Source organism: Bacillus sp. 522_BSPC (assembly GCF_001076885.1).
Classification (GTDB): Bacteria; Bacillota; Bacilli; order Bacillales; family Cytobacillaceae; genus Niallia; species Niallia hominis.
The window spans coordinates 1-21,528 of the sequence record NZ_JVDT01000240.1; the positions used below are offsets into that span (position 1 = coordinate 1).

Consider the following 21,528-nt stretch of genomic DNA (forward strand, 5'->3'; position numbering starts at 1 on the left):
TTCGTTTTTAAACCTTTTTCTAAAAAACAAACACGAACTATAATATAATTAAATTACATTATAGTTCGTGTTTGTTGTTGATTGAAATACTTATGTCCCAGCCTCTTTTCAAACTTTATTCCTACCAAGGCAGAATCCGTTTATACCAGGGCACTTTTTCTTTTGTTTTTTCATTGTTTGCTGGTTTATCACTAGAATCGTCTTTTGGTAAATCAGCGCAATATTCTGTTGGAACAGTTTCTTTTGTAAAATACATCATTCTTTTTGTTTCACAGGCATCTGTTGCAAGTTTTCCGCTCTTAGGATCGATGTACACTCCAACAGTACCTTTTGTAGGAATAAAGCCCTTGATTGGTTCCTCTTTTAAGCTTTGTTCCATAAATTGCACCCACACTTTTTTGGCATAGGTTTTATCAGCAGTTAACGTAATTGGTTCCCCTTGATCATAACCAGTCCAAACAGCTGACACTAGTTGTGGGGTATAACCAATCATCCAGCTGTCTGATTCAGTAGAACCAGATTTGCCGGCATAAATTCTTGTTATCTCATTTTTAACAGTACTTCCTGTTACAGATGCATAGCCATTCAGATTAGGATCAAACATGCCTGTCATCATTTGGTTCATCACGAAGGTTAAGTCTGTGTCTAAAACCTTTTCCTTCTTCGCCTTCTGTTCATAAAGTATCTGCCCGTCATTTGTCTCGATTTTTGTAATGAAAACTGGAGAAACACTATTTCCTCCGTTTGCAAACATACTATAAGCATTTGCCATATCGATTACGCGAACATTGGATGTTCCAAGAGCGAGAGACGGTACCTCCTGTAAATCGGTTGTAAGTCCGAATTTTTCTCCTGTTTTTACTAATGTATCTTGACCTAAAAATAGATGGGTTTTAACCGCATAAACATTATCGGAAACCGCTAGCGCTTGGGCCATTGTTATATTGCCATCTGCATATTTATTATTAAAATTATGCGGAGTATACGGATCCCTTCCATCATCAAAACGGAAGGTTGTTTTCTCGCTGCTCATCATCGTAACAGGAGTAAAGCCGTGTTCAAGTGCTGCATAATATAATAAAGGCTTTATCGTAGAGCCAGGTTGACGAGTCGCTTGAATGGCTCTATTAAAAGGGCTTTGTTCATAATCTCTGCCACCAACCATTGCTTTAACAAACCCAGTAGATGGATCCATGGCAACAAAGCCTATTTGTATATCGCTATCCTTATCTATCGTGTGGCTAATTGTTTCCTCTGCAATTTTTTGCTGTTCCGTATTCAAGGTTGTATACACCCTTAAGCCACCTAATTCAATCGTTTTGTCATCCAAGTGAAGCTGGTTTTTAAGAATGTTTTTAACGGCATCTTGAAAATAAGGAGCTGTTTCCATACTAGCATTTGGAAACTTTCCTACGAGAGAGAGCTCTTCATTAAAAGCGATTGTTTTATCCTCTACTGTTATATAGTCATTTTCAATTAAAGAATTTAGGATGATACCTTGTCTTTTCTTCGCATTTTCCATTGATGCAAAAGGGGAATAAAGACTTGGTCCCTTTGGTATTCCAGCAAGCATGGTTGCTTCAGCTAACGTAAGCTCTGATGCTTCTTTTCCAAAGTAATATTGACTTGCTGCCTCTGCTCCATAAGCTCCATGGCCATAGTAGATTGTATTTAGATATCCTTCAAGAATTTCATCCTTTGTATAAAATATTTCTAGACGGAGGGTGTAAAAAGCTTCCGCAATTTTTCGCGTCCATGTCTTTTCATGCTCTAAAAATAAGTTTCGGGCATATTGCTGAGTAATCGTGCTTGCCCCTTGTACCTTTGCCATTGCCTTAATATCAGCTAAAATTGCTCCACCAATCCGTTTATAATCAAAACCATGATGGGAATAAAAATTCTTATCTTCAATAGAAACAGTAGCATCCACTAAATAGGGACTAATATCATCAATGGACACCCAATATCTTTTTTGCCCATTACTGGTTTCTCCAATAATACTGCCGTTATCTGAGTAATAAATGGTAGATTGAGAAACGGCTAGAGGAGGAGGTCCTAATGTACGAGCATATACATATATACCAATAAAAATGATGCTTGCGGTTATCATGAAAAGGAGCCCTAATATGATGAATAAGCGTAAATACTTACCAGAGTTCTTTAATTTATTTACAATGACCTCCAAGTGCATGACACCTCCTTAGGTTGATCTTCCTTCTTTTTTATCGTTTTCCACGAATCAATAAATAGATAGCACTAGTATGTGGTAAAGATTGGTGTTTTAAACATTTTTATCATGGAATATAAAAAAATTTCTTTGCATTTTTGTAAATATCCACTATACTTTTTTCGTGTTTGTTATTTGTTTGATTGGGAAGTATAAAAAGAAGGTTGTTTTCATAAAAAGTGTTTTTTAAAGGTATGCCTTACTAGTCTTTAGTTGGTTGGAGCAGAGGTTATTGACTCCTGTGAAAAAGCAGTATGGGCCATAATTGGAATGAATCACAAAAGACAATGAATCTTCTAGATTATAAGTACTTTAACCAATCAAATGAATGGAGGATATGAAAAATGGGAATTTGGTTTACGGAGAAGCAGACAGATCATTTTGGTATCACGATGAAAATCAAACGTACATTACATACAGAACAGACACCGTTTCAAAAGCTAGATATGGTAGAAACAGAAGAGTGGGGGAATATGCTGCTATTAGATGATATGGTAATGACATCTGTTAAAGATGAATTTGTTTATCATGAAATGGTAGCCCATATTCCGTTATTTACACATCCAAACCCTGAGAAAGTTCTCGTTGTTGGTGGCGGTGATGGCGGTGTCATTCGAGAAGTTTTAAAACATCCAAGTGTCAAAAAGGCGACGCTTGTTGATATTGATGGTAAAGTAATTGAATATAGTAAGAAGTTTTTACCAGAAATAGCAGGGAAGTTGGATGACCCGCGCGTAGATGTCCAAGTAGGCGATGGATTTATGCATATTGCCAAAAGTGAGAAGGAATATGATGTGATTATGGTCGATTCCACCGAACCAGTAGGGCCAGCTGTTAACCTCTTTACAAAAGGTTTCTATGCAGGGATAGCGAAAGCATTAAAGGATGATGGTCTTTTCGTTGCTCAAAGCGACAACCCATGGTTTAAAGGAGATTTAATTCGTTCTGTACAAAGAGATGTAAAAGAAAATTTTCCAATAACCAGATTATATATCGCCAATATTCCAACATATCCAAGTGGCATGTGGGCGTTCACGATTGGTTCCAAGAAATATGATCCATTACAGGTACCAGAGAGTCGTTTCCATTCTATAGAAACAAAATATTATACAAAAGAACTACACAAAGCAGCCTTCATTTTGCCAAAATTCGTTCAGGATCTTTGTGAGTAGGGGACAGCAGCTTATTGTTCGAGTTGTCTGGGAATAGAAAAAGGAGTGATTACTAATGCGTTTTGATGAATCGTATTCAGGAAATGTATTTATTAAAAGTTATCCAAATTATGAAGAAAGCCAAGTAGTATTATACGGAATGCCAATGGATTGGACTGTTAGCTTCCGTCCAGGTTCACGTTTTGGTCCTGCGAGAATTCGAGAGGTGTCTGTTGGGTTAGAAGAGTACAGCCCCTATTTAGATAGAGAGCTAGATGAAGTAAAATACTTTGACGCAGGTGATATCCCGCTTCCATTCGGAAATCCGCAACGAAGCTTAGATATGATTGAAGAATTTGTGGACAAAGTAATCGGAGATAATAAATTCCCACTTGGAATGGGTGGAGAGCATTTAGTATCTTGGGGTGTATTCCAAGCGATGTATAAAAAATATCCAGATTTAGCAATCATACATATGGATGCTCATACAGATCTTCGCGATGAATATGAAGGAGAGCCACTTTCCCACTCTACACCAATCAAAAAGGTAGCCAATCTAATTGGTCCAAAAAACGTTTATTCCTTTGGTATTCGTTCAGGAATGAAAGAAGAGTTCCAATGGGCAAAAGAAGTAGGAATGCATATTTCGAAGTTTGAAGTATTAGAGCCATTAAAAGAAATCCTGCCAACACTTGCTGGCAGACCAGTATATGTAACGATAGATATTGATGTTTTAGATCCAGCACATGCACCAGGTACTGGGACTGTAGATGCAGGCGGAATCACTTCTAAAGAATTACTAGCGTCTATTCATGAAATTGCTCGTTCTAATGTTCAAGTAGTTGGAGCAGATTTAGTAGAAGTAGCGCCAATCTATGATCCATCTGAGCAAACAGCCAATACAGCAAGTAAATTAATCCGTGAAATGCTTTTAGGATTTGTAAAATAAGAAATCTTACACAGTAGCCGAACCTAAATCAAGGGAAAGCTAACTGCTTAAAATGAGGCCGGGACATAAGTATTCCAGCCCAGGTGAAAGCCAAACAATTACACGAAATTTCGTATGATTGTTTGGCTTTTTAATTAGCTTTTTAAAAAGCTGTTTCAGTTGGATCACCCGCAGCCTGAATACACTCCGCTTTCCGTGGGGCTCACGCTGAGCCGCGGTCTGCCTTTGGCCTGCAGGGTCTCAGGCTGTCTCGCTAATCCCCGTGGTGTCTACGTGTATTCAGGCTGCTTCATATCTCCTACTAATTTATTTTTATTAAAAAAACAATATTTTTTTAGGAAATTGCCTTTAATAACGGAGTGGAATGGAGCGGAAAACACTCGACTCCTGCGGGAAATAGAGGAAAGGCTGAGACCCCACAGGCGAAGCCGAGGAGGCTCAGCTTCCTCCCCGCGGAAAGCGAGTGTTTGTAGCGCAATGGAACAAAATAGTTTATACACCTGACTATATTTAAAACATAAATAACCATTGTATAAAAGGAACCTTTATTTAAGCGCTAAATTAGAGATTTTTCATCTTTACAGATTGGCTATTTAGTTTTTTTTCAGCCTCTTTTTTATCTCCTCTACCATATAAATCACAACAATATCCCTCTAAACATTTCCAACGTAAAATCAGATTTGATATGTTAAGATATAGAAAAATTGAAAGGTTTAAGCAATTTTTAGAGGGGATGAATCTGGAAAGATAGATTAGAACATAGCATCATTTTGATAAAGCGAGGGAATAAAATGGGAAAGAAGATTTTTGTTCTATTAATTGGAGTATTGATTTTATTTACAGGATTTCACACGGCAAATACTGCCCAAGCTGCCAGCAAAAAAACGAAATATGTCACAGCAAGCACGCTTAATATAAGAAGTGGAGCAAGTACCTCGCACAAAGTAGTCACGATGGTAAAGAAAAATCAAGCAGTGACAGTGACACAAACAAAAGGTTCTTGGGATAAGGTGACCGTAGGAAAGAAAACGGGATGGGCGTCCAATAAATATTTAACAACAAAGAAGCCGGTAGCAAAAGCAACAACTGCAACGAAAACAATGTATGTGACAGCAAGTACATTAAATGTGAGAAGTGGTGCAGGTACTAAGTACAAAATAGTTACGACAGTTAAAAAGAATCAATCATTAAAAGTAACCCAAACAAAAGGAACGTGGAGCAAAGTACCGGTTGGAAAGAAAACCGGTTGGGTATCAAGTAAATACCTAACAACGAAAAAACCAGCAGCTCCCAAAAATTTAGCTGCAGGTTTAAAAACAGTAGGGAAAAACAAGCAATTGATTCTTGTCACATCAAATGGCTATAATACATCCACTGCTGAAATTCGTACATTTGAAAAGAATGCTAAAGGGGAATGGGTTCCAGTTTTAACTATGGCTGGACATATTGGTAAACTTGGCATCACCTCTGATATGAAGGAAGGCGGAAAAAAATCACCTATAGGGAAATTTACAATCGGAACTGCCTTTGGAACAGCAAAGAGCCCTGGAACCAAATTACCATATCGGAAAATTACTAATGATGATGTGTGGGTAGATGATCCAAAATCGAAGCTATATAATACATGGCAATCAAAAAAGAAAACAAAGGGTCAGTGGAAGAGCGCAGAAAACATGAATGTACCAGCCTATAAATATGGATTTGTTATAAACTATAATACCAAACGTATTCCGAATAAAGGCAGCGCAATCTTTTTCCACATTGCAAATAGCTATACCCTCGGATGCACAGCAACTTCCGAAGCGAACGTTGTGAAGATTCTTAAATGGTTAGATCCTTCAAAAAATCCAGTGATAATTCAAACACCGATTCAAGAGTTAAACAAATATTAAAAGAAGAAACCTACAGGACTCCCTGTAGGTTTTTTAGTTGTAGTTCTTAAACATTTGACGAACCATCTTGCACTTCCCCTATAAAAAATTTATACTTATAAAGTTACACAGTAAATGAAAAGGAAGTGTTGTCGTTGTCTCAACCATCAGCGCAACAGGTGCCTGTGAAATTACAAGTTACAACACATATATATAATGGGAAAAATAAAGAAAGTATTGAGTGGATTGGGTTTGGTCGATACTTAGAAAAAGATACTAATAAGTATATAAAATATGAAGAAATCATAGAAGAAGGCACCATTAAAACAATTATTAAAGTTACCGAAAAGGAAGGGTTAATCCTTCGAAGCGGGGCAGTAAAAATGCGTCTTCCTTTTCTTATTAATAAACAGAAGGTCGGCAGCTATGAAAGTCCGTACGGCGTATTTCAACTAGTTACAGATACAAAGAGGCTTGAGTTGGAAGTACAGGAGCAAACAACAACAGGCACATTAGATATTTTATATGATTTAAAGATGCAGGGTAGCAATAATGGTACCTATCATATGACTATTTCATTTAAGGAGGAGAAAGAGGAAGAATGAATATTGTAGATCAAATAAAGGATAAGTTAAAGGAAGAAATTAAGCAAAGCGTAATAAAAGCTGGTCTAGCAACAGAAGAACAAATTCCAGAGGTAGTACTAGAGTTGCCAAAGGACAAAGCGCATGGTGACTATTCAACGAATATGGCGATGCAATTAGCAAGGGTTGCGAAAAAAGCACCTAGAATGATTGCAGAGACTATTATTGAGAATTTTGATCAAACGAAAGCTTCTATTAAAAAAGTGGAAATCGCAGGACCTGGTTTCATCAATTTTTATATGGATAATAGTTATTTAACAGATTTAATTCCAACTATTCTTAAAGCAGGAGATCAATACGGACAAACTACTGTTGGAAACAAAGAGAAGGTACAAGTAGAGTTTGTTTCTGCAAATCCAACGGGGGATCTTCATTTAGGACATGCACGTGGTGCAGCAGTAGGAGATTCTCTTTCCAATATTTTAGATAAAGCGGGTTACGATGTATCAAGAGAATACTATATTAATGACGCTGGTAACCAAATTAATAACCTAGCATTATCGGTTGAAGCACGCTATTTCCAAGCGTTAGGTATAGAAAAAGAGATGCCTCAAGATGGCTATCATGGTGCAGACATTATTGGAATCGGAAAAAAATTAGCAGAGGAATTTGGCGATAAGTATGTAAATGTTTCAGAACAGGAACGTTTTGACTTTTTCCGTGAATACGGCCTGAAGTATGAGATGGCCAAATTAAAGCAAGATTTAGAAGATTTCCGCGTGAAGTTTGATGTGTGGTTCTCTGAAACATCCCTTTATCAAAATGGAAAAATTGATATAGCGTTAAACGCTTTAAAAGAAAATGGCTATATTTTTGAACAAGATGGAGCTACTTGGCTACGTTCCACTGATTTCGGTGATGATAAAGATCGAGTACTCATTAAAAATGATGGTTCTTATACGTATCTATTACCAGACATTGCTTATCACAAAGATAAGTTAGAAAGAGGCTTTGAAAAGCTTATTAACGTTTGGGGCGCAGACCATCATGGTTATATTCCACGTATGAGAGCGGCTATTCAAGCATTAGGCTATAACAAAGATGCATTAGAAGTAGAAATTATTCAGCTTGTTCATCTTTATAAAGATGGCGAAAAAATGAAGATGAGTAAACGTACTGGAAAAGCTGTTACAATGAGAGATTTAGTGGAAGAAGTAGGCTTAGATGCAACACGTTACTTCTTTGCAATGAGAAGTGCAGATACACATTTAGACTTTGATTTAGATCTTGCTGTATCACAATCCAATGAAAACCCAGTATACTATGCTCAATACGCACATGCACGTATTTCAAGTATCCTAAGACAAGGAAAAGAACAAGGAATCGAGCTGGCTGATGAACTAAACGTATCGTTAATTACTGCAGAAAAGGAATTTGACTTATTGAAAAAACTAGGAGAATTCCCACAAGCAGTAGGGGAAGCAGCATTAAAGAGAATGCCGCACCGAATTACAAATTATATTTACGACTTAGCCTCTACTTTCCATAGCTTCTATAACGCAGAAAAAGTATTAGACACAGACAATCTAGAAAGAACAAAAGCACGCCTAGCATTAATCAAAGCGACACAGATAACATTAAGAAACGCCCTAGCCCTAATTGGTGTATCTGCGCCAGAAAAAATGTAATAAAAAAAGGAAGAGAACCTCTTCCTTTTTTTATTGTCCACTTTTATGTAATTACGCTCTTTGAGAAAAATCTATCGATAAAATCATTCACGGTGAAACTAAAAATCCCTGTTATAAAAAACAGCAAAGCTGATTAAGGAATCATCGGATATTTCGAACTAACTTTTCGAATAATAAAAGCATCTACTTTTGAAGGGAAGATGCTTGTGAAATTAGTGGTATTTGCTTTAATAACTGGATTTTTAACTGGGTTTATTTTTGGTCTTTTGAAACTGCCAATCCCAGCCCCAGGTGCCTTTTCGGGTATCGTTGGTATTTTTGGAATATATGCCGGATACCGTGCGTTTGAATGGATTATTGTCCTTTTTCAAAGATAAGTTCCTCCTGAAACAATGGGTGGATAAACACCTTTGTAAAATAATCAGTGGGAGACATATCCCACTGATTAAAGAAAGGTTCATCCTATAAAAATGGGGCAAAAAGACGGGCAAGCCATTCTTTTACCATACTCCATAAATGTATCCTTTTTAAATCCTCGAGAGATAACTCCTTTGCTTGTTCCAAATCCATCGTAGTAATTTTATTCATTTTTGCAATAAAAACAGGATCATATATGCAACAGTTCAGCTCATGATTCAAAAAGATACTGCGGCGATCGAAATTGGATGAACCGACAATCATAATTTCATTATCGGTATTTATTAATTTACCATGAAAAAAGCCATTCATATATTGATAAACACTTGCCCCGTCCTTTAATAGTTTCCGTAAGTAGGGAAATGCCGCTTCTTTAACAAGCATATGATCCGCTTTATTTGGAATAAGGATGGTGAGACTCACATTTCTATGTAATGCTCTTAATAATTCTTCTGTTACTCGCTTGCTAGGAATGAAGTAAGGTGTAGCAATTAAAAGACTTCTTTTGCTGTTTTTGATCAAATTGCATAGTAGCTCTTCTAAATAAACTCCTTGTGTAGGGATAATTTGATGTCTTGTTTCTCCTTTTGTCTGCGCTGGAAAGTACACTTGGTTTTGTAGTAAGTTTATTTTAGAGGCTTTTAACCAGTCTATTAAAAATTCTCGCTGTAAGTCATCGACCCCTTCTCCTATTAATTGAAGATGGTAGTCACGCCAAGGGCTTAATTTAAAGTTCTCATGAATATAATCCTTTCCGATGTTAAAACCACCCATAAAACCAATTTTCCCATCAATGATAGCGATTTTTCTGTGATTCCTTACTTGTAAGGAATAAAAGAGAAAAGGAAACGTTGGGAGCTGGCAAAAAGCAAATTGAACACCAGCTTGCTTTAATTTTCTTCTTATTCTTTTTCTTATATTGATACTGCCTAACCAATCTAAAATAAGGCGTACTTCCACCCCTTCATGTGCTTTGGTTTTTAAAAGGTGTAGAAATTCATTGGAAATACTATCTGTTTTAATCGTATAGAAAAGAATATGGACATGGCTTTTTGCCTCTTTGACTGCTTGAAACAGGGCTGGGAATAGTTCTGTCCCGTCAGAATATATGTGGAAATCAGTATATCTAAAAGGATGGTTTTTTCGGTCTATTCGTTTTTGCTGTGCTCTCTTTCCTAACTGATAGTCCATATAGAGAAGGAAAATAAGTATGGCAATAATGCATAGGATAACCAAGAATATCTTCATTGATAATTCCCTCCTTAAAAGGATAGTATTGCCGATATTCTATTCCTTTCATACCTTTCGTATTAATAGGAGAATTTTAAGAATTCTCAACTATTTGTTTGGAAAATTGCCAATAAATTAATAAGAGACTTGCAGAGCACTTCTAATAATCGTTATTCTAGAAGGAAGGATAAACTTTATTTAAGTTGGGGTGGATTAGCAGTGCGGAAAATATTGATTACAATAGGGATAGTTTTATATGCAGTTTTGTTTTCGTTCCTTTATAAGCTTCAATTGGGCTCCATCGGCTTTTTTCTCTTATCCCTCCTCTTTTTTAAACTAGCGAAGAAAAAGCAATCAGATCAAAATAAAGTCGAAAAAGAGAAGAAAAACTTCTATTTCAAAGAAAAGTTAAATAAACCTTAACTAGAACTAGCATATTCACCTAAAATTTGTTTATAATGGAGAATATGTATTTTTACTATTTTAGTTAGGTTTCTTTTCTTAACAGACCTTCTAAAATAAATTAGGTTAAATGGATTGATTTTTAAAAGATCAATAAGATGTATAAAAAATAATAAACACCCGAAACGTGAAACTTCCACCTGAATTGGTCCAAGCTTTCAGGAAGGGGATAAGAGTAGATAAGAAAGGAAGTGCGAAAAAATGAGTGTTGATAAATACACAAAAGAAGAACTTAAAGAAATGGCACTAATTGATGTAGCGTATGAAATTATGAATGGTGGCAAAACACCTTATGCATTTAATGAACTAATGAATGAAGTAGCAAAATTAGTAGGGTTAAGTGAAGAAGAGGTTAATGAAAGAATTGCACAATTTTATACAGATGTTAATATTGATGGTCGTTTCTTATCATTAGGGGACAACCGTTGGGGACTTCGTTTATGGTATCCTGTAGATAAATCAGAGGAAGATGTAGTAACAGTAACAAAACCGAAGAAGAAAAAGTCGAAAAAAGCTGTAGCGGAAGACTTCGATGATTTTGATAGCTTAGATGAAGACGAAGACGAGTTTGATGACTTCGATGCTGATCTAGATGATGAAGAGCTTCTAGATGAGGATGACGATGATTTGGATGAAGAAGACGATGATTTACTAGACGATGATTTATCGGAAGATGAAGATTTCGATGAAGAAATCGAAGAAGATTATGATGATTTAGATGAAGAAGATGAAGAAGAGGACGACGAATTCGAAGATGAAGAGGATGAAAATAAATAATTCTCCCTAGTCTTGACTTTTACGGTCTTTGCTAGTAAAATCTTTTTTGGGCTCCTTAAAAAGAGGAACGAACTTAAATTCGCTAAATATAGCGCTCCCTTACTTGGAAAAGTAAGAGGAGCGCTTTTTATTTTTTAGTAATGCTGTTTTCTAAAAGATTGTTGTGGTATTAGTGAGAAAGATGATACCTTGGAGGTTCACTGCTCACACCAGTAGATTCTAGCTGCGGGTAATAGCAACAAGCTTTACGAAAACGGCCTTAAGTAAAAACAACAATCGTTTCATACCCCTCTAAAAAAATTAGTCAATTCGTCTTAAATAAAGAGGAATTGGAGCAAACTTAAATCAAGGGGGATCATATAATGACAAAATATATTTTTGTGACAGGTGGAGTAGTATCTTCACTAGGAAAAGGGATTACAGCAGCATCTCTTGGACGCTTGCTGAAAAATCGTGGTGTTAGTGTAACCATTCAAAAGTTTGACCCATATATCAATGTGGATCCTGGTACAATGAGTCCTTATCAACATGGGGAAGTATTCGTAACAGATGACGGTGCGGAAACCGATTTAGACTTAGGTCATTATGAGCGTTTTATTGATATCAATTTAACAAAATATAACAATGTTACAACAGGGAAAATCTATTCTACTGTATTAAGAAAAGAACGCAGAGGAGATTATCTTGGAGGGACAGTTCAAGTAATTCCGCATATCACAAATGAAATTAAAGAGCGTGTATTTAGAGCTGGCCGAGAAACAAATGCAGATGTTGTTATTACAGAAATTGGTGGAACGGTTGGGGATATTGAATCATTACCTTTCTTAGAAGCAATTCGTCAAATTAAAAGTGATATCGGCCGCGATAATGTTATGTACATTCACTGTACATTAGTACCTTACATTAAAGCAGCAGGAGAAATGAAAACAAAACCAACACAACATAGTGTAAAAGAATTACGGAGCCTAGGTATACAGCCTAATGTAATTGTAGTAAGAACAGAAAAACCTATTTCTGAAGATATGAAGGACAAAATTGCGTTATTCTGTGATATCGACAATAAATCGGTTATTGAGTGCCGTGATGCGGATACACTTTATACGATTCCTTTAGCATTACAAGAACAAAATCTTGACCAAATTGTATGCGAGCATCTAAAACTAAAATGCCAAGAAGCAGATATGACAGAATGGATTGAATTAGTAGATCGGGTGCGTAATCTTTCTAAAACAACAAAAATTGCTCTTGTTGGTAAATATGTAGAGCTACAAGATGCTTATATTTCTGTTGTAGAAGCATTGAAGCATGCTGGTTATGCATATGATGCTGATATTGATATCGATTGGATTAATGCAGAGCATGTAACAAAAGAAAATGTACAAGAATTGCTACAAGATGCAGATGGAATTCTTGTTCCTGGTGGATTCGGAGATCGTGGAATTGAAGGAAAGATTTTAGCAACACAATATGCACGTGAACAAAAGGTTCCTTTCTTCGGAATATGTCTAGGAATGCAGGTTGCATCTATTGAATTTGCTCGTAATGTTTTAGGTTGGGATGATGCACATTCTTCTGAAATTAACGAAGAGACAACCCATCCAGTAATCGATCTTTTACCTGAACAAAAGGATGTAGAGGATTTAGGCGGAACGCTTCGCTTAGGTTTATATCCATGTAAATTAAAAGAAGAAACAAGAGCATATGAAGCGTATCAAGACGAAGTAATTTATGAGAGACATCGTCATCGCTATGAGTTTAACAACCAATATCGTCAAGAGATGGAAAACGCAGGATTTATTTTCTCAGGAACTAGCCCAGATGGTCGTCTAGTAGAAATAGTAGAGCTTAAGGATCATCCTTGGTTTGTTGCTTCTCAATTCCATCCTGAGTTTATTTCAAGACCAACTCGTCCACAGCCATTATTCCGTGAATTTGTTGGTGCGTCCATTCGCTTAGCGGAGAAATAATAAAGATAGATTTGGTTAAAAGCAGTAAAAAAAGAGGTTCTTCCTTTTAATGGGAATAACCTCTTTTTGTTAGCTGTTATAACATATAATGTTATGTTTCTTCCTATTTAATATCATATTCCTTTAAAATCTCGTCCGTTGTAAATTTAATGCCATGATAAACAAAAAGGCCAGCAATTAAGGAAGGATAGCCATATCGATTTCCTTCCTCATCAGGTAATAAACCTTTCGTTATTTTTAAATCAATCGCCACATCTGCAAAGTCAATCACAGATTCGATTTCACTATTAGTAATCGAGCAGACAGAAACAAAAGGAATTTGGGAATCATATAAATTCTTGGCAAAAGTGTTAATCTCTTCCTCCTCATTTGTACGAGAGAAAAGAATGAAACGATCATTGGAAGTAATTGATTCAAGGGAGGAGTTTGTCCACTCCTCAGCTCCTGACATCGGCTCCAGCCCTTTAGTAGCTTCTTTCATAACACCTGCCATTTCATTTGTTGCATAGAAATAAACTTTTCCATCACTTACGATGGCTTGTGCTAATAATCTAGAACTGTCTTCAATTGCTTCCTCTTCTTTTTCATGCAATCTTTTAAAAAGTCCACTTAGTTGTGTGGAGAACATTTTAAGCACTTGGAAAACCTCCATTGTTATAAAAATTAACAGTAACGCACATTTATAGTAGTTAATTATAAATAAATATGGAGAAAAGGTAAAATTTAAGGGAATTAGCAGGAAATGTTGACCAAATAGTAGAAAGATAACTATGATTAAAAACGAGAGAATACATAAAAAACTCAACTTTGAAGGGAAGGGTCAATGATGAAAGGGAAAATACTGATTGTTGATGATCAATTCGGTATAAGAATCCTTTTGAATGAAGTTTTTCAAAAGGAAGGATATAAAACTTTTCAAGCTGCAAATGGCATTCAAGCGTTAGAAATAGTAACAAGGGAATTTCCAGACTTGGTGCTACTGGATATGAAAATTCCAGGGATGGATGGTATTGAAATATTAAAACGTATGAAAAAGCTGAATCAAGATATTCGCGTCATTATCATGACAGCATATGGAGAATTAGATATGATTCAGGAAGCTAAAGATCTCGGAGCACTCACTCATTTTGCTAAACCGTTTGATATTGATGATCTCAGAGATGCTGTGAAAAAATATATTAATGAGTAATTATTCGAAATCTATACATAAATTCTAAAGGCTGTTGGTCCTAGCAACTTACGGAAAACAGCCATATACAGAGACAAAAAACCACCAAATAGAATGGAAGACATTGGTGGTTCTTCTGTTGCATTGTTTGAGCAAGCAACGATGTCCATACTTAAAGCGTCTTCATTTGTAAAATGATAAACTAAATTGTGACAAAATAGAAAAAAAAGCTTGAACGATAGCATTTCTTGTTTTATTTTGGTATGATTACAATTGAGTTTAAAAGGAATGATTCGTTTTTGATTACTTGAGGTATGATATACATATTCAACTTTCCTTTGGGAAATTTAATAAAGATTCTCTTGTAACAAAGAACGATCATTAAATAAGGAGGAAGAAATATGCCTTTAGTTTCAATGAAAGACATGTTAAACAAAGCAAAAGCAGAAGGCTATGCTGTTGGTCAATTTAACTTAAATAACCTTGAGTTCACTCAAGCAATTCTTCAAGCTGCAGAAGAAGAAAAATCTCCAGTAATTCTTGGGGTTTCTGAAGGTGCAGCCCGTTATATGGGTGGCTTCAAAACTGTTGTGAAAATGGTTGAAGGTTTAATGGAAGACTATAGCATCACTGTTCCAGTTGCTATTCACTTAGATCACGGTTCAAGCTTTGAAAAATGTAAAGACGCAATTGATGCTGGTTTTACATCTGTAATGATCGACGCTTCTCACCATTCATTTGATGAAAACGTTGAAATTACTTCTAAAGTAGTAGAGTATGCACATGCTAAAGGTGTTTCTGTTGAAGCAGAACTTGGTACTGTTGGTGGACAAGAAGACGACGTTGTAGCTGAAGGCGTAATTTATGCTGATGCTAACGAATGTGTGGAACTTGTTAAACGTACTGGTATTGATACATTAGCTCCTGCATTAGGATCTGTTCATGGTCCTTACAAAGGTGAGCCAAACTTAGGTTTCAAAGAAATGGAAGAAATCGGTAACTTAACTGGTTTACCATTAGTATTACACGGTGGTACTGGTATCCCAACAAAAGATATCACAAAAGCAATTTCTTTAGGAACTGCTAAAATCAACGTTAATACAGAAAACCAAATTGCTTCTGCAAAAGCAGTTCGCGAAACATTAGCTGCTAAACCAGAAGAATACGATCCACGTAAATATTTAGGACCAGCTCGTGATGCGATTAAAGCAACAGTAATCGGCAAAATCAAAGAATTCGGTTCTTCAAATAGAGCTTAATTGATAAGAATAGAAAGAGGATATCTTTAAGGGAAATAGCCTTAAAGATATCCTCTTTTCTATGTCTTTTTTTTCTAGATCCAGGCAAAAAGGTTAAATCAAAGAACAGACAACAGCTTCCTACAAATGGTTTGGAAAAAATAGTATAAAATAAATGCTGAAAAATTAGAAAGGGAGAAAACTTACTTTTGAACACTCTCTAACTGATTGAAGTTGTACTTTATAGGTAATACTAAAAATGTTTGTACTTTATCAATAAATAAGAACAAAAGTTCATACATATATACTTTTCCATTAAGTCTTAATATTTGGTATAATAAGTAACAGTAATTCAAACAAGATTCTACATCCAAGCCTCATCTTGATTAACTTATAGCAGAACTTGTACTTTTGCATTGGCTTAGAAGGGAGCTAGAAATGGAAAAACTTATGATTGCAGGTGGATCTCCATTAAAAGGAACAGTAAGGGTAAGTGGTGCGAAAAATAGTGCTGTTGCACTTATACCAGCGACCATATTAGCTGAATCCCCAGTAACGATTGAAGGATTACCTGACATTTCAGATGTTCAAATATTAAAAGAAATTTTGGAAGAACTAGGTGGAACGGTATCTATATCAGACTCTGATATAACAATAGATCCATCTTCCATGATTTCTATGCCTATGCCGAATGGAAAGGTAAAAAAATTGCGTGCCTCCTATTATTTGATGGGAGCAATGTTAGGACGATTCAAAAAGGCAGTTATTGGATTACCTGGTGGTTGTCATCTTGGACCAAGACCTATAGACCAGCATATTAAAGGGTTTGAAGCACTTGGGGCACAGGTTACAAATGAACAAGGTGCCATTTATCTTCGGGCAGATGAGTTAAGAGGAGCAAGAATTTATTTAGATGTAGTAAGTGTCGGAGCAACAATCAATATTATGCTTGCAGCAGTAAGAGCAAAAGGAAAGACAATCATTGAAAACGCAGCGAAAGAGCCGGAAATCATTGATGTGGCAACACTTTTAACCAATATGGGAGCAAAAATTAAAGGTGCAGGCACCGATGTGATTCGAATTGAAGGGGTAGAGCATTTAAATGGTTGTCGTCATACGATTATCCCTGATCGGATTGAAGCTGGTACGTATATTATTATTGGTGCTGCAGTTGGAGATGGAGTCCTTGTCGATAACGTAATCCCACAGCACTTAGAGTCCCTAATCGCAAAGTTAAGGGAAATGGGAGTTTCGATTGAGTCAAGTGATGAGCAAGTGTTTGTGAGCTCTAACCGTTCCCTAAAACCAGTAGACATCAAAACACTGGTATATCCAGGTTTTCCAACAGATCTTCAGCAGCCATTCACGTCTCTATTAACAAAAACAACTGGTACAAGTATGGTTACAGACACAATCTATGGTGCTAGATTTAAACATATAGATGAACTGCGTCGTATGAATGCCACGATCAAAGTGGAGGGGCGTTCTGCGATTATAAATGGACCTGTTCATTTACAAGGGGCGAAAGTAAAAGCAAGCGATTTGCGTGCAGGAGCTTCGCTAGTGATAGCAGGACTTATGGCTGATGGAGTAACGGAAATAACAGGCCTAGAACATATAGATAGAGGGTATAGTCATATTGTCGAGAAGCTTACAGGCTTAGGAGCTACCATATGGCGTGAAAAAATGACTGAAGAAGAATATGAACAAATAAATAATGGATAATGTATGTTGATTATTTATTTGAAAAGGATTATCTGTTCTTGAGCAAAAAGAAAAGTGGGGGATGATGCTCCCCCTGTCATAAGTAGAAATTAACCTCCTAAGCCCTTTTCATAAAGCATACGGGGAAGGTAACAGGAGACCCCTCTTTGCCCAAAGAATAATGCGGAACAAGAAGAGAATTTTACCTGGAATAGGTATAATTAATCCATACATTCCGATACTTATAAAAAAGTATACTTGCACAATAAAGGATGTCGGGACCATCCTTTTCATTTGCGTTGACGAAAGAATCGATATTCTCAAAAAACGAGAATATTCACTAAGCATCCTCACCTACCTTCCTTTTCGAGCGATCCTAAAAAAAGAAGGATCATAAGAGTCTTCATCCATATTTTGCTTCCGCTGATGAGTAAACAAGGAGATAGTAAAAAAATTCTTGTTGCACATTTTTCCTAGATGGAGGTAAAATAGAGAGTGCTTTTGATAGATTTCTCGAAAGAAGCATTAGAAACATGAAGGATAAAATAAAAACTCCTCTTAAGATAAATTTTTATTCGTACAATGGCTTATTCTTCTTTATTAATAAACTACTTATGAAGTGAGCCTTAAAAAAACGGAAGTGTACGATTTATCGATAGTTGGAGAAGAAGTAGGAATCTTCTTTTCCATCCTTCACATTAATTATTTCTCGCATCAAAATTTCTCTTCACAAAAAGCGTTCGCCTCAAACAGAAGATTAGCCTTCCCACATTTCGATAAAAAATGGTCGGGATAACTGAAAATACAAAAGAGTGGTGTAAAAATGGGATTAAATATATCTAGTTTAGAAAATATGAAATTAAAAGAGTTGTATGAGTTAGCTCGAGAATACAAAGTTGCCTACTATAGCAAGTTGACAAAAAAGGAACTGATTTTCTCGATCCTGAAGGCAAGAGCAGAGCAAGAGGGCTATTTTTTCATGGAAGGTGTTCTTGAGATTATTCAGTCAGAAGGGTTTGGCTTCTTAAGACCGATTAATTATTCTCCAAGCTCACAGGATATTTATATATCTGCATCTCAAATTAGAAGATTTGATTTAAGAAATGGGGATAAAGTTTCTGGAAAAGTTCGTCCACCAAAAGAAAACGAAAGATATTTCGGTTTACTACAGGTAGAAGCGGTAAATGGAGATGATCCGGAGACAGCGAAAGAAAGAGTTCATTTTCCAGCTCTAACTCCTCTGTACCCAAATCGACAAATACATTTAGAAACAACACAGCGAAATGTTTCTACTAGAATTATGGATGTATTAGCACCTGTTGGTTTTGGACAACGTGGGTTAATTGTGGCTCCTCCAAAAGCTGGTAAAACAATGTTGATTAAGGAAATAGCAAATAGTATTACGAATAATCATCCGGAAGCAGAATTAATAGTCTTACTAATTGATGAAAGACCAGAAGAAGTTACCGATATTGAAAGATCAGTAAGTGGAGATGTTGTAAGCTCTACTTTTGATGAGGTTCCAGAAAACCATATTAAAGTTGCTGAATTGGTTCTAGAAAGAGCGATGCGTCTTGTGGAGCATAAGCGTGATGTTATTATTTTGATGGATAGTATTACAAGATTAGCCCGCGCTTATAACCTGGTTATTCCTCCAAGTGGAAGAACATTATCAGGGGGGATCGATCCTGGTGCGTTCCATCGCCCAAAACGATTCTTCGGTGCAGCTCGTAATATAGAAGAAGGAGGTTCCTTAACCATATTGGCAACAGCGTTAGTCGATACTGGTTCACGTATGGATGATGTTATTTATGAAGAGTTTAAAGGTACTGGTAATATGGAACTTCATTTAGACCGCGCACTAGCAGAAAGAAGAATATTCCCAGCTATTGATATTAGACGCTCTGGAACACGTAAAGAAGAACTATTGATTCCGAAAGAACATTTAGACAAGCTATGGGCTATTCGTAAATCAATGTCTGATTCACCAGACTTTGCTGAAAAGTTCCTAAGAAAATTAAGACAAACAAAAAGCAATGAAGACTTCTTTGCCATCCTAGGAGAACAAATGAAAGCTGGCACTGCTAAGCGATCGTAAGCCCTGAAGGATACAAGTGGAGGAAATGCTTTAAGTAGTTTTCAATATTTGGTAATTAATGCATTGTTAATAGTGTTGCAAAACAAGAATGTCCTTGATATAATATACTCAATGTGTTTTTGAAATTACAGTGCTTCTGGCATTGTTTTATAACTCTGTTTCGAAAGTTGCAGGGCGGAAGGAGATGAAAAGAAATGAAAGCAGGAATTCATCCAACTTATAACGAAATTACGGTGAAATGTGCTTGTGGTAACGAGTTCACAACTGGTTCAGTTAAAAAAGAAATCAAAGTTGAAACTTGTTCTGAGTGCCATCCGTTCTATACTGGACGTCAAAAATTTGCTGAAGCTGGCGGACGTGTTGATCGCTTCAACAAAAAATACGGCCTTAAGTAATATGGAATATCAAGAACAGGCAAGAAGTTACTTTCTCCTTGCCTGTTTTTTATTTTGACTTATAGTAGGATATTTAATAATGAAAGTAATTATTATCGCTTTTATTCTTAAGTATCTTAATGCATTTATTGATTAGTTATCTATTGGAGATGCTGTTAAAAATGAAGTTTGAGTCGAATATATTATTTCAATCAGCCTTAATAGCTGTTAAAGTAGGTAAGAGAGAATGTTGGATGTATATATTCACACCCTGACGATTGAAATAGAAAAAGTAGAATAGAGTAAGAAAAGAGAGAAGTTGTTTATATTAGGAAGGAGCGGTTTCATGTATGTAATGAAACATCATGGATGGGTTGAAGTTATTTGTGGAAGTATGTTTTCAGGAAAATCAGAAGAACTCATCCGTCGTGTAAGAAGGGCGAAATTTGCTAAGCAGAAGTTTATCGTGTTTAAACCAAGTATTGATAATCGCTATAGTGATGAATCAGTTGTATCACATAATGGAGCAACGACTAATGCGATTCCTATTAGTAAATCAGCCGACATTTTTGAATATGTGACTTCCGATATAGAGATAGTTGCAATAGATGAAGTACAATTTTTTGATGATGAAATTATTGGTGTTATTCAGCATTTGGCAAATAGTGGCCATCGTGTCATTTGTGCAGGTTTGGATCAAGATTTTAGAGGCGAGCCATTCGGAAAAATGCCGGAATTAATGGCAATCGCAGAATTAGTGACAAAGCTTCAAGCTGTTTGTGCAGTCTGCGGATCACCAGCAAGCAGAACACAAAGATTGATTAATGGTTCACCGGCTTGCTACGAAGATCCGGTCATTTTAGTAGGAGCATCTGAGTCTTATGAACCTCGATGCCGCCATCATCATGAAGTGCCTAGAAGTACAGAGAAAGCAAATAAAGATAATACATCAACAGCTTTATAAGAAAAGAGCTCTTGTTAGGAACGGTTTTATCCCTCTTAGCAGGAGCTTTTTTATGTGACAAGGGAGGGAGTTTTGCAGGGGGAAAATGGAAAAGGTGACAGGCCCCCATACCAGCACCATAATCCTGTCCAAGTTAGTATGAAAAACTAAAACCTAAAACTATAACGTTGTACTGTACGGATTTTCCTTTCTATGCTATGATAAAAATATCTTATAAACTAAAAGGGGGTTTTTTCATTGGGAAGGCGTTATTGCGAATTGGCCAAGTGGCGAAATTAAGCGGGTTGTCAACAAGAACGATTGATTATTATACAAGTAACAAATTGCTTCCTGTAACGCGATCTGATTCCAATTATCGCCTTTATTCGGAAGATGTTCTTCATACATTGGAACGAATCAAACTTTTGAAAAAACAACGGATGTCCATTGATGAAATTCGTAAAGTTATTCAATCAAGAGAAGAGGATGAAATAGAGCCAATTATGAATGACGTACAGAATGAAATTGCATGTTTGCATAAAAAGCTGGCATCATTGGAAGAAAGATTGAAAGATGCGCCGCAGGAAGAGAAAAAGAAAGTGTATCATACACTTGAAAAAAAATTATTAGACGTAATGAAATTACTGTCTTTAATGTAACTATTCCTGGAGGTGAATCCC

Annotated in this window: 20 protein-coding genes; 16 read left to right on the top strand and 4 right to left on the bottom strand. The window is 36.2% G+C overall.

Going from position 1 to position 21,528, the window contains the following annotated elements:
* Positions 1-121 precede the first annotated feature (121 nt).
* Positions 122-2,185: a transglycosylase domain-containing protein gene (locus ADJ83_RS19540; RefSeq protein WP_031538969.1), complete on the bottom strand. Its 2,064-nt coding sequence runs from the start codon at positions 2,183-2,185 to the stop codon at positions 122-124.
* A gap of 386 nt (positions 2,186-2,571) precedes the next feature.
* On the opposite strand from ADJ83_RS19540, the gene speE reads away from it, so the two are divergent.
* The 6 genes from speE to ADJ83_RS19570 all read left to right on the top strand — a co-directional run bounded on the left by speE (position 2,572) and on the right by ADJ83_RS19570 (position 8,847).
* Positions 2,572-3,399 (top strand): spermidine synthase, encoded by an 828-nt coding sequence (gene speE / locus ADJ83_RS19545; RefSeq protein ID WP_031538968.1) that lies wholly within the window; start codon positions 2,572-2,574, stop codon positions 3,397-3,399.
* A 55-nt stretch (positions 3,400-3,454) separates the two neighbouring features.
* On the top strand, positions 3,455-4,327 hold the full coding sequence (speB, locus tag ADJ83_RS19550) for an agmatinase (RefSeq protein ID WP_031538966.1): 873 nt from the start codon (positions 3,455-3,457) through the stop codon (positions 4,325-4,327).
* 791 nt (positions 4,328-5,118) lie between these two features.
* Complete coding sequence (locus ADJ83_RS19555; protein WP_048718855.1) at positions 5,119-6,219, top strand: SH3 domain-containing protein; 1,101 nt, start codon at positions 5,119-5,121, stop codon at positions 6,217-6,219.
* A gap of 134 nt (positions 6,220-6,353) precedes the next feature.
* A complete protein-coding gene (locus ADJ83_RS19560) occupies positions 6,354-6,803 on the top strand; it encodes a DUF1934 domain-containing protein (RefSeq protein WP_031538964.1) in 450 nt (149 codons plus the stop codon).
* Complete coding sequence (argS, locus tag ADJ83_RS19565; RefSeq protein ID WP_031538962.1) at positions 6,800-8,470, top strand: arginine--tRNA ligase; 1,671 nt, start codon at positions 6,800-6,802, stop codon at positions 8,468-8,470. Before ADJ83_RS19560 ends, argS begins: the two co-directional genes overlap by 4 nt.
* A 206-nt stretch (positions 8,471-8,676) precedes the next feature.
* A complete protein-coding gene (locus ADJ83_RS19570; protein ID WP_035416617.1) occupies positions 8,677-8,847 on the top strand; it encodes a XapX domain-containing protein in 171 nt (56 codons plus the stop codon).
* 85 nt (positions 8,848-8,932) lie between these two features.
* Here the strand turns inward: ADJ83_RS19570 and cls are convergent, their stop codons facing one another.
* A complete protein-coding gene (gene cls / locus ADJ83_RS19575) occupies positions 8,933-10,135 on the bottom strand; it encodes a cardiolipin synthase (protein ID WP_031538960.1) in 1,203 nt (400 codons plus the stop codon).
* A gap of 201 nt (positions 10,136-10,336) precedes the next feature.
* On the opposite strand from cls, the gene ADJ83_RS19580 reads away from it, so the two are divergent.
* From ADJ83_RS19580 to ADJ83_RS19590, 3 genes are all read left to right on the top strand, one after another.
* The gene (locus ADJ83_RS19580) at positions 10,337-10,540 is read left to right on the top strand and encodes a hypothetical protein (protein ID WP_031538958.1); all 204 of its coding nucleotides are present in this window, start codon (positions 10,337-10,339) and stop codon (positions 10,538-10,540) included.
* Positions 10,541-10,780: 240 nt separating this feature from the next.
* Complete coding sequence (gene rpoE / locus ADJ83_RS19585) at positions 10,781-11,356, top strand: DNA-directed RNA polymerase subunit delta (protein WP_031538956.1); 576 nt, start codon at positions 10,781-10,783, stop codon at positions 11,354-11,356.
* Positions 11,357-11,718: 362 nt separating this feature from the next.
* Complete coding sequence (locus ADJ83_RS19590) at positions 11,719-13,323, top strand: CTP synthase (protein ID WP_031538955.1); 1,605 nt, start codon at positions 11,719-11,721, stop codon at positions 13,321-13,323.
* A 103-nt stretch (positions 13,324-13,426) separates the two neighbouring features.
* Here ADJ83_RS19590 and ADJ83_RS19595 read toward each other — a convergent pair whose 3' ends face one another.
* Positions 13,427-13,960, bottom strand: a complete 534-nt coding sequence (locus ADJ83_RS19595) for a DUF2529 domain-containing protein (RefSeq protein ID WP_031538953.1) — start codon at positions 13,958-13,960, stop codon at positions 13,427-13,429.
* Between the two features lie 186 nt (positions 13,961-14,146).
* Here ADJ83_RS19595 and ADJ83_RS19600 point away from each other — a divergent pair, with 186 nt between their 5' ends.
* Positions 14,147-14,512: a response regulator gene (locus ADJ83_RS19600; RefSeq protein WP_109769197.1), complete on the top strand. Its 366-nt coding sequence runs from the start codon at positions 14,147-14,149 to the stop codon at positions 14,510-14,512.
* Positions 14,513-14,523: 11 nt separating this feature from the next.
* Here the strand turns inward: ADJ83_RS19600 and ADJ83_RS26080 are convergent, their stop codons facing one another.
* Complete coding sequence (locus tag ADJ83_RS26080) at positions 14,524-14,661, bottom strand: hypothetical protein (RefSeq protein WP_155986774.1); 138 nt, start codon at positions 14,659-14,661, stop codon at positions 14,524-14,526.
* A gap of 231 nt (positions 14,662-14,892) precedes the next feature.
* Here ADJ83_RS26080 and ADJ83_RS19605 point away from each other — a divergent pair, with 231 nt between their 5' ends.
* From ADJ83_RS19605 to ADJ83_RS19630, 6 genes are all read left to right on the top strand, one after another.
* The gene (locus ADJ83_RS19605) at positions 14,893-15,750 is read left to right on the top strand and encodes a class II fructose-bisphosphate aldolase (protein WP_031538951.1); all 858 of its coding nucleotides are present in this window, start codon (positions 14,893-14,895) and stop codon (positions 15,748-15,750) included.
* 417 nt (positions 15,751-16,167) lie between these two features.
* Positions 16,168-17,454, top strand: coding sequence for a UDP-N-acetylglucosamine 1-carboxyvinyltransferase (locus ADJ83_RS19610; RefSeq protein WP_031538950.1), 1,287 nt, complete (start codon positions 16,168-16,170; stop codon positions 17,452-17,454).
* An 802-nt stretch (positions 17,455-18,256) separates the two neighbouring features.
* Positions 18,257-19,531 (top strand): transcription termination factor Rho, encoded by a 1,275-nt coding sequence (gene rho / locus ADJ83_RS19615; protein ID WP_031538949.1) that lies wholly within the window; start codon positions 18,257-18,259, stop codon positions 19,529-19,531.
* Positions 19,532-19,725: 194 nt separating this feature from the next.
* Complete coding sequence (gene rpmE, locus ADJ83_RS19620; RefSeq protein ID WP_031538948.1) at positions 19,726-19,926, top strand: 50S ribosomal protein L31; 201 nt, start codon at positions 19,726-19,728, stop codon at positions 19,924-19,926.
* Positions 19,927-20,251: 325 nt separating this feature from the next.
* Positions 20,252-20,869, top strand: coding sequence for a thymidine kinase (locus ADJ83_RS19625; protein WP_031538947.1), 618 nt, complete (start codon positions 20,252-20,254; stop codon positions 20,867-20,869).
* Positions 20,870-21,120: 251 nt separating this feature from the next.
* Positions 21,121-21,507, top strand: coding sequence for a MerR family transcriptional regulator (locus ADJ83_RS19630; RefSeq protein WP_031538946.1), 387 nt, complete (start codon positions 21,121-21,123; stop codon positions 21,505-21,507).
* The last annotated feature ends 21 nt before the right edge of the window (positions 21,508-21,528 follow it).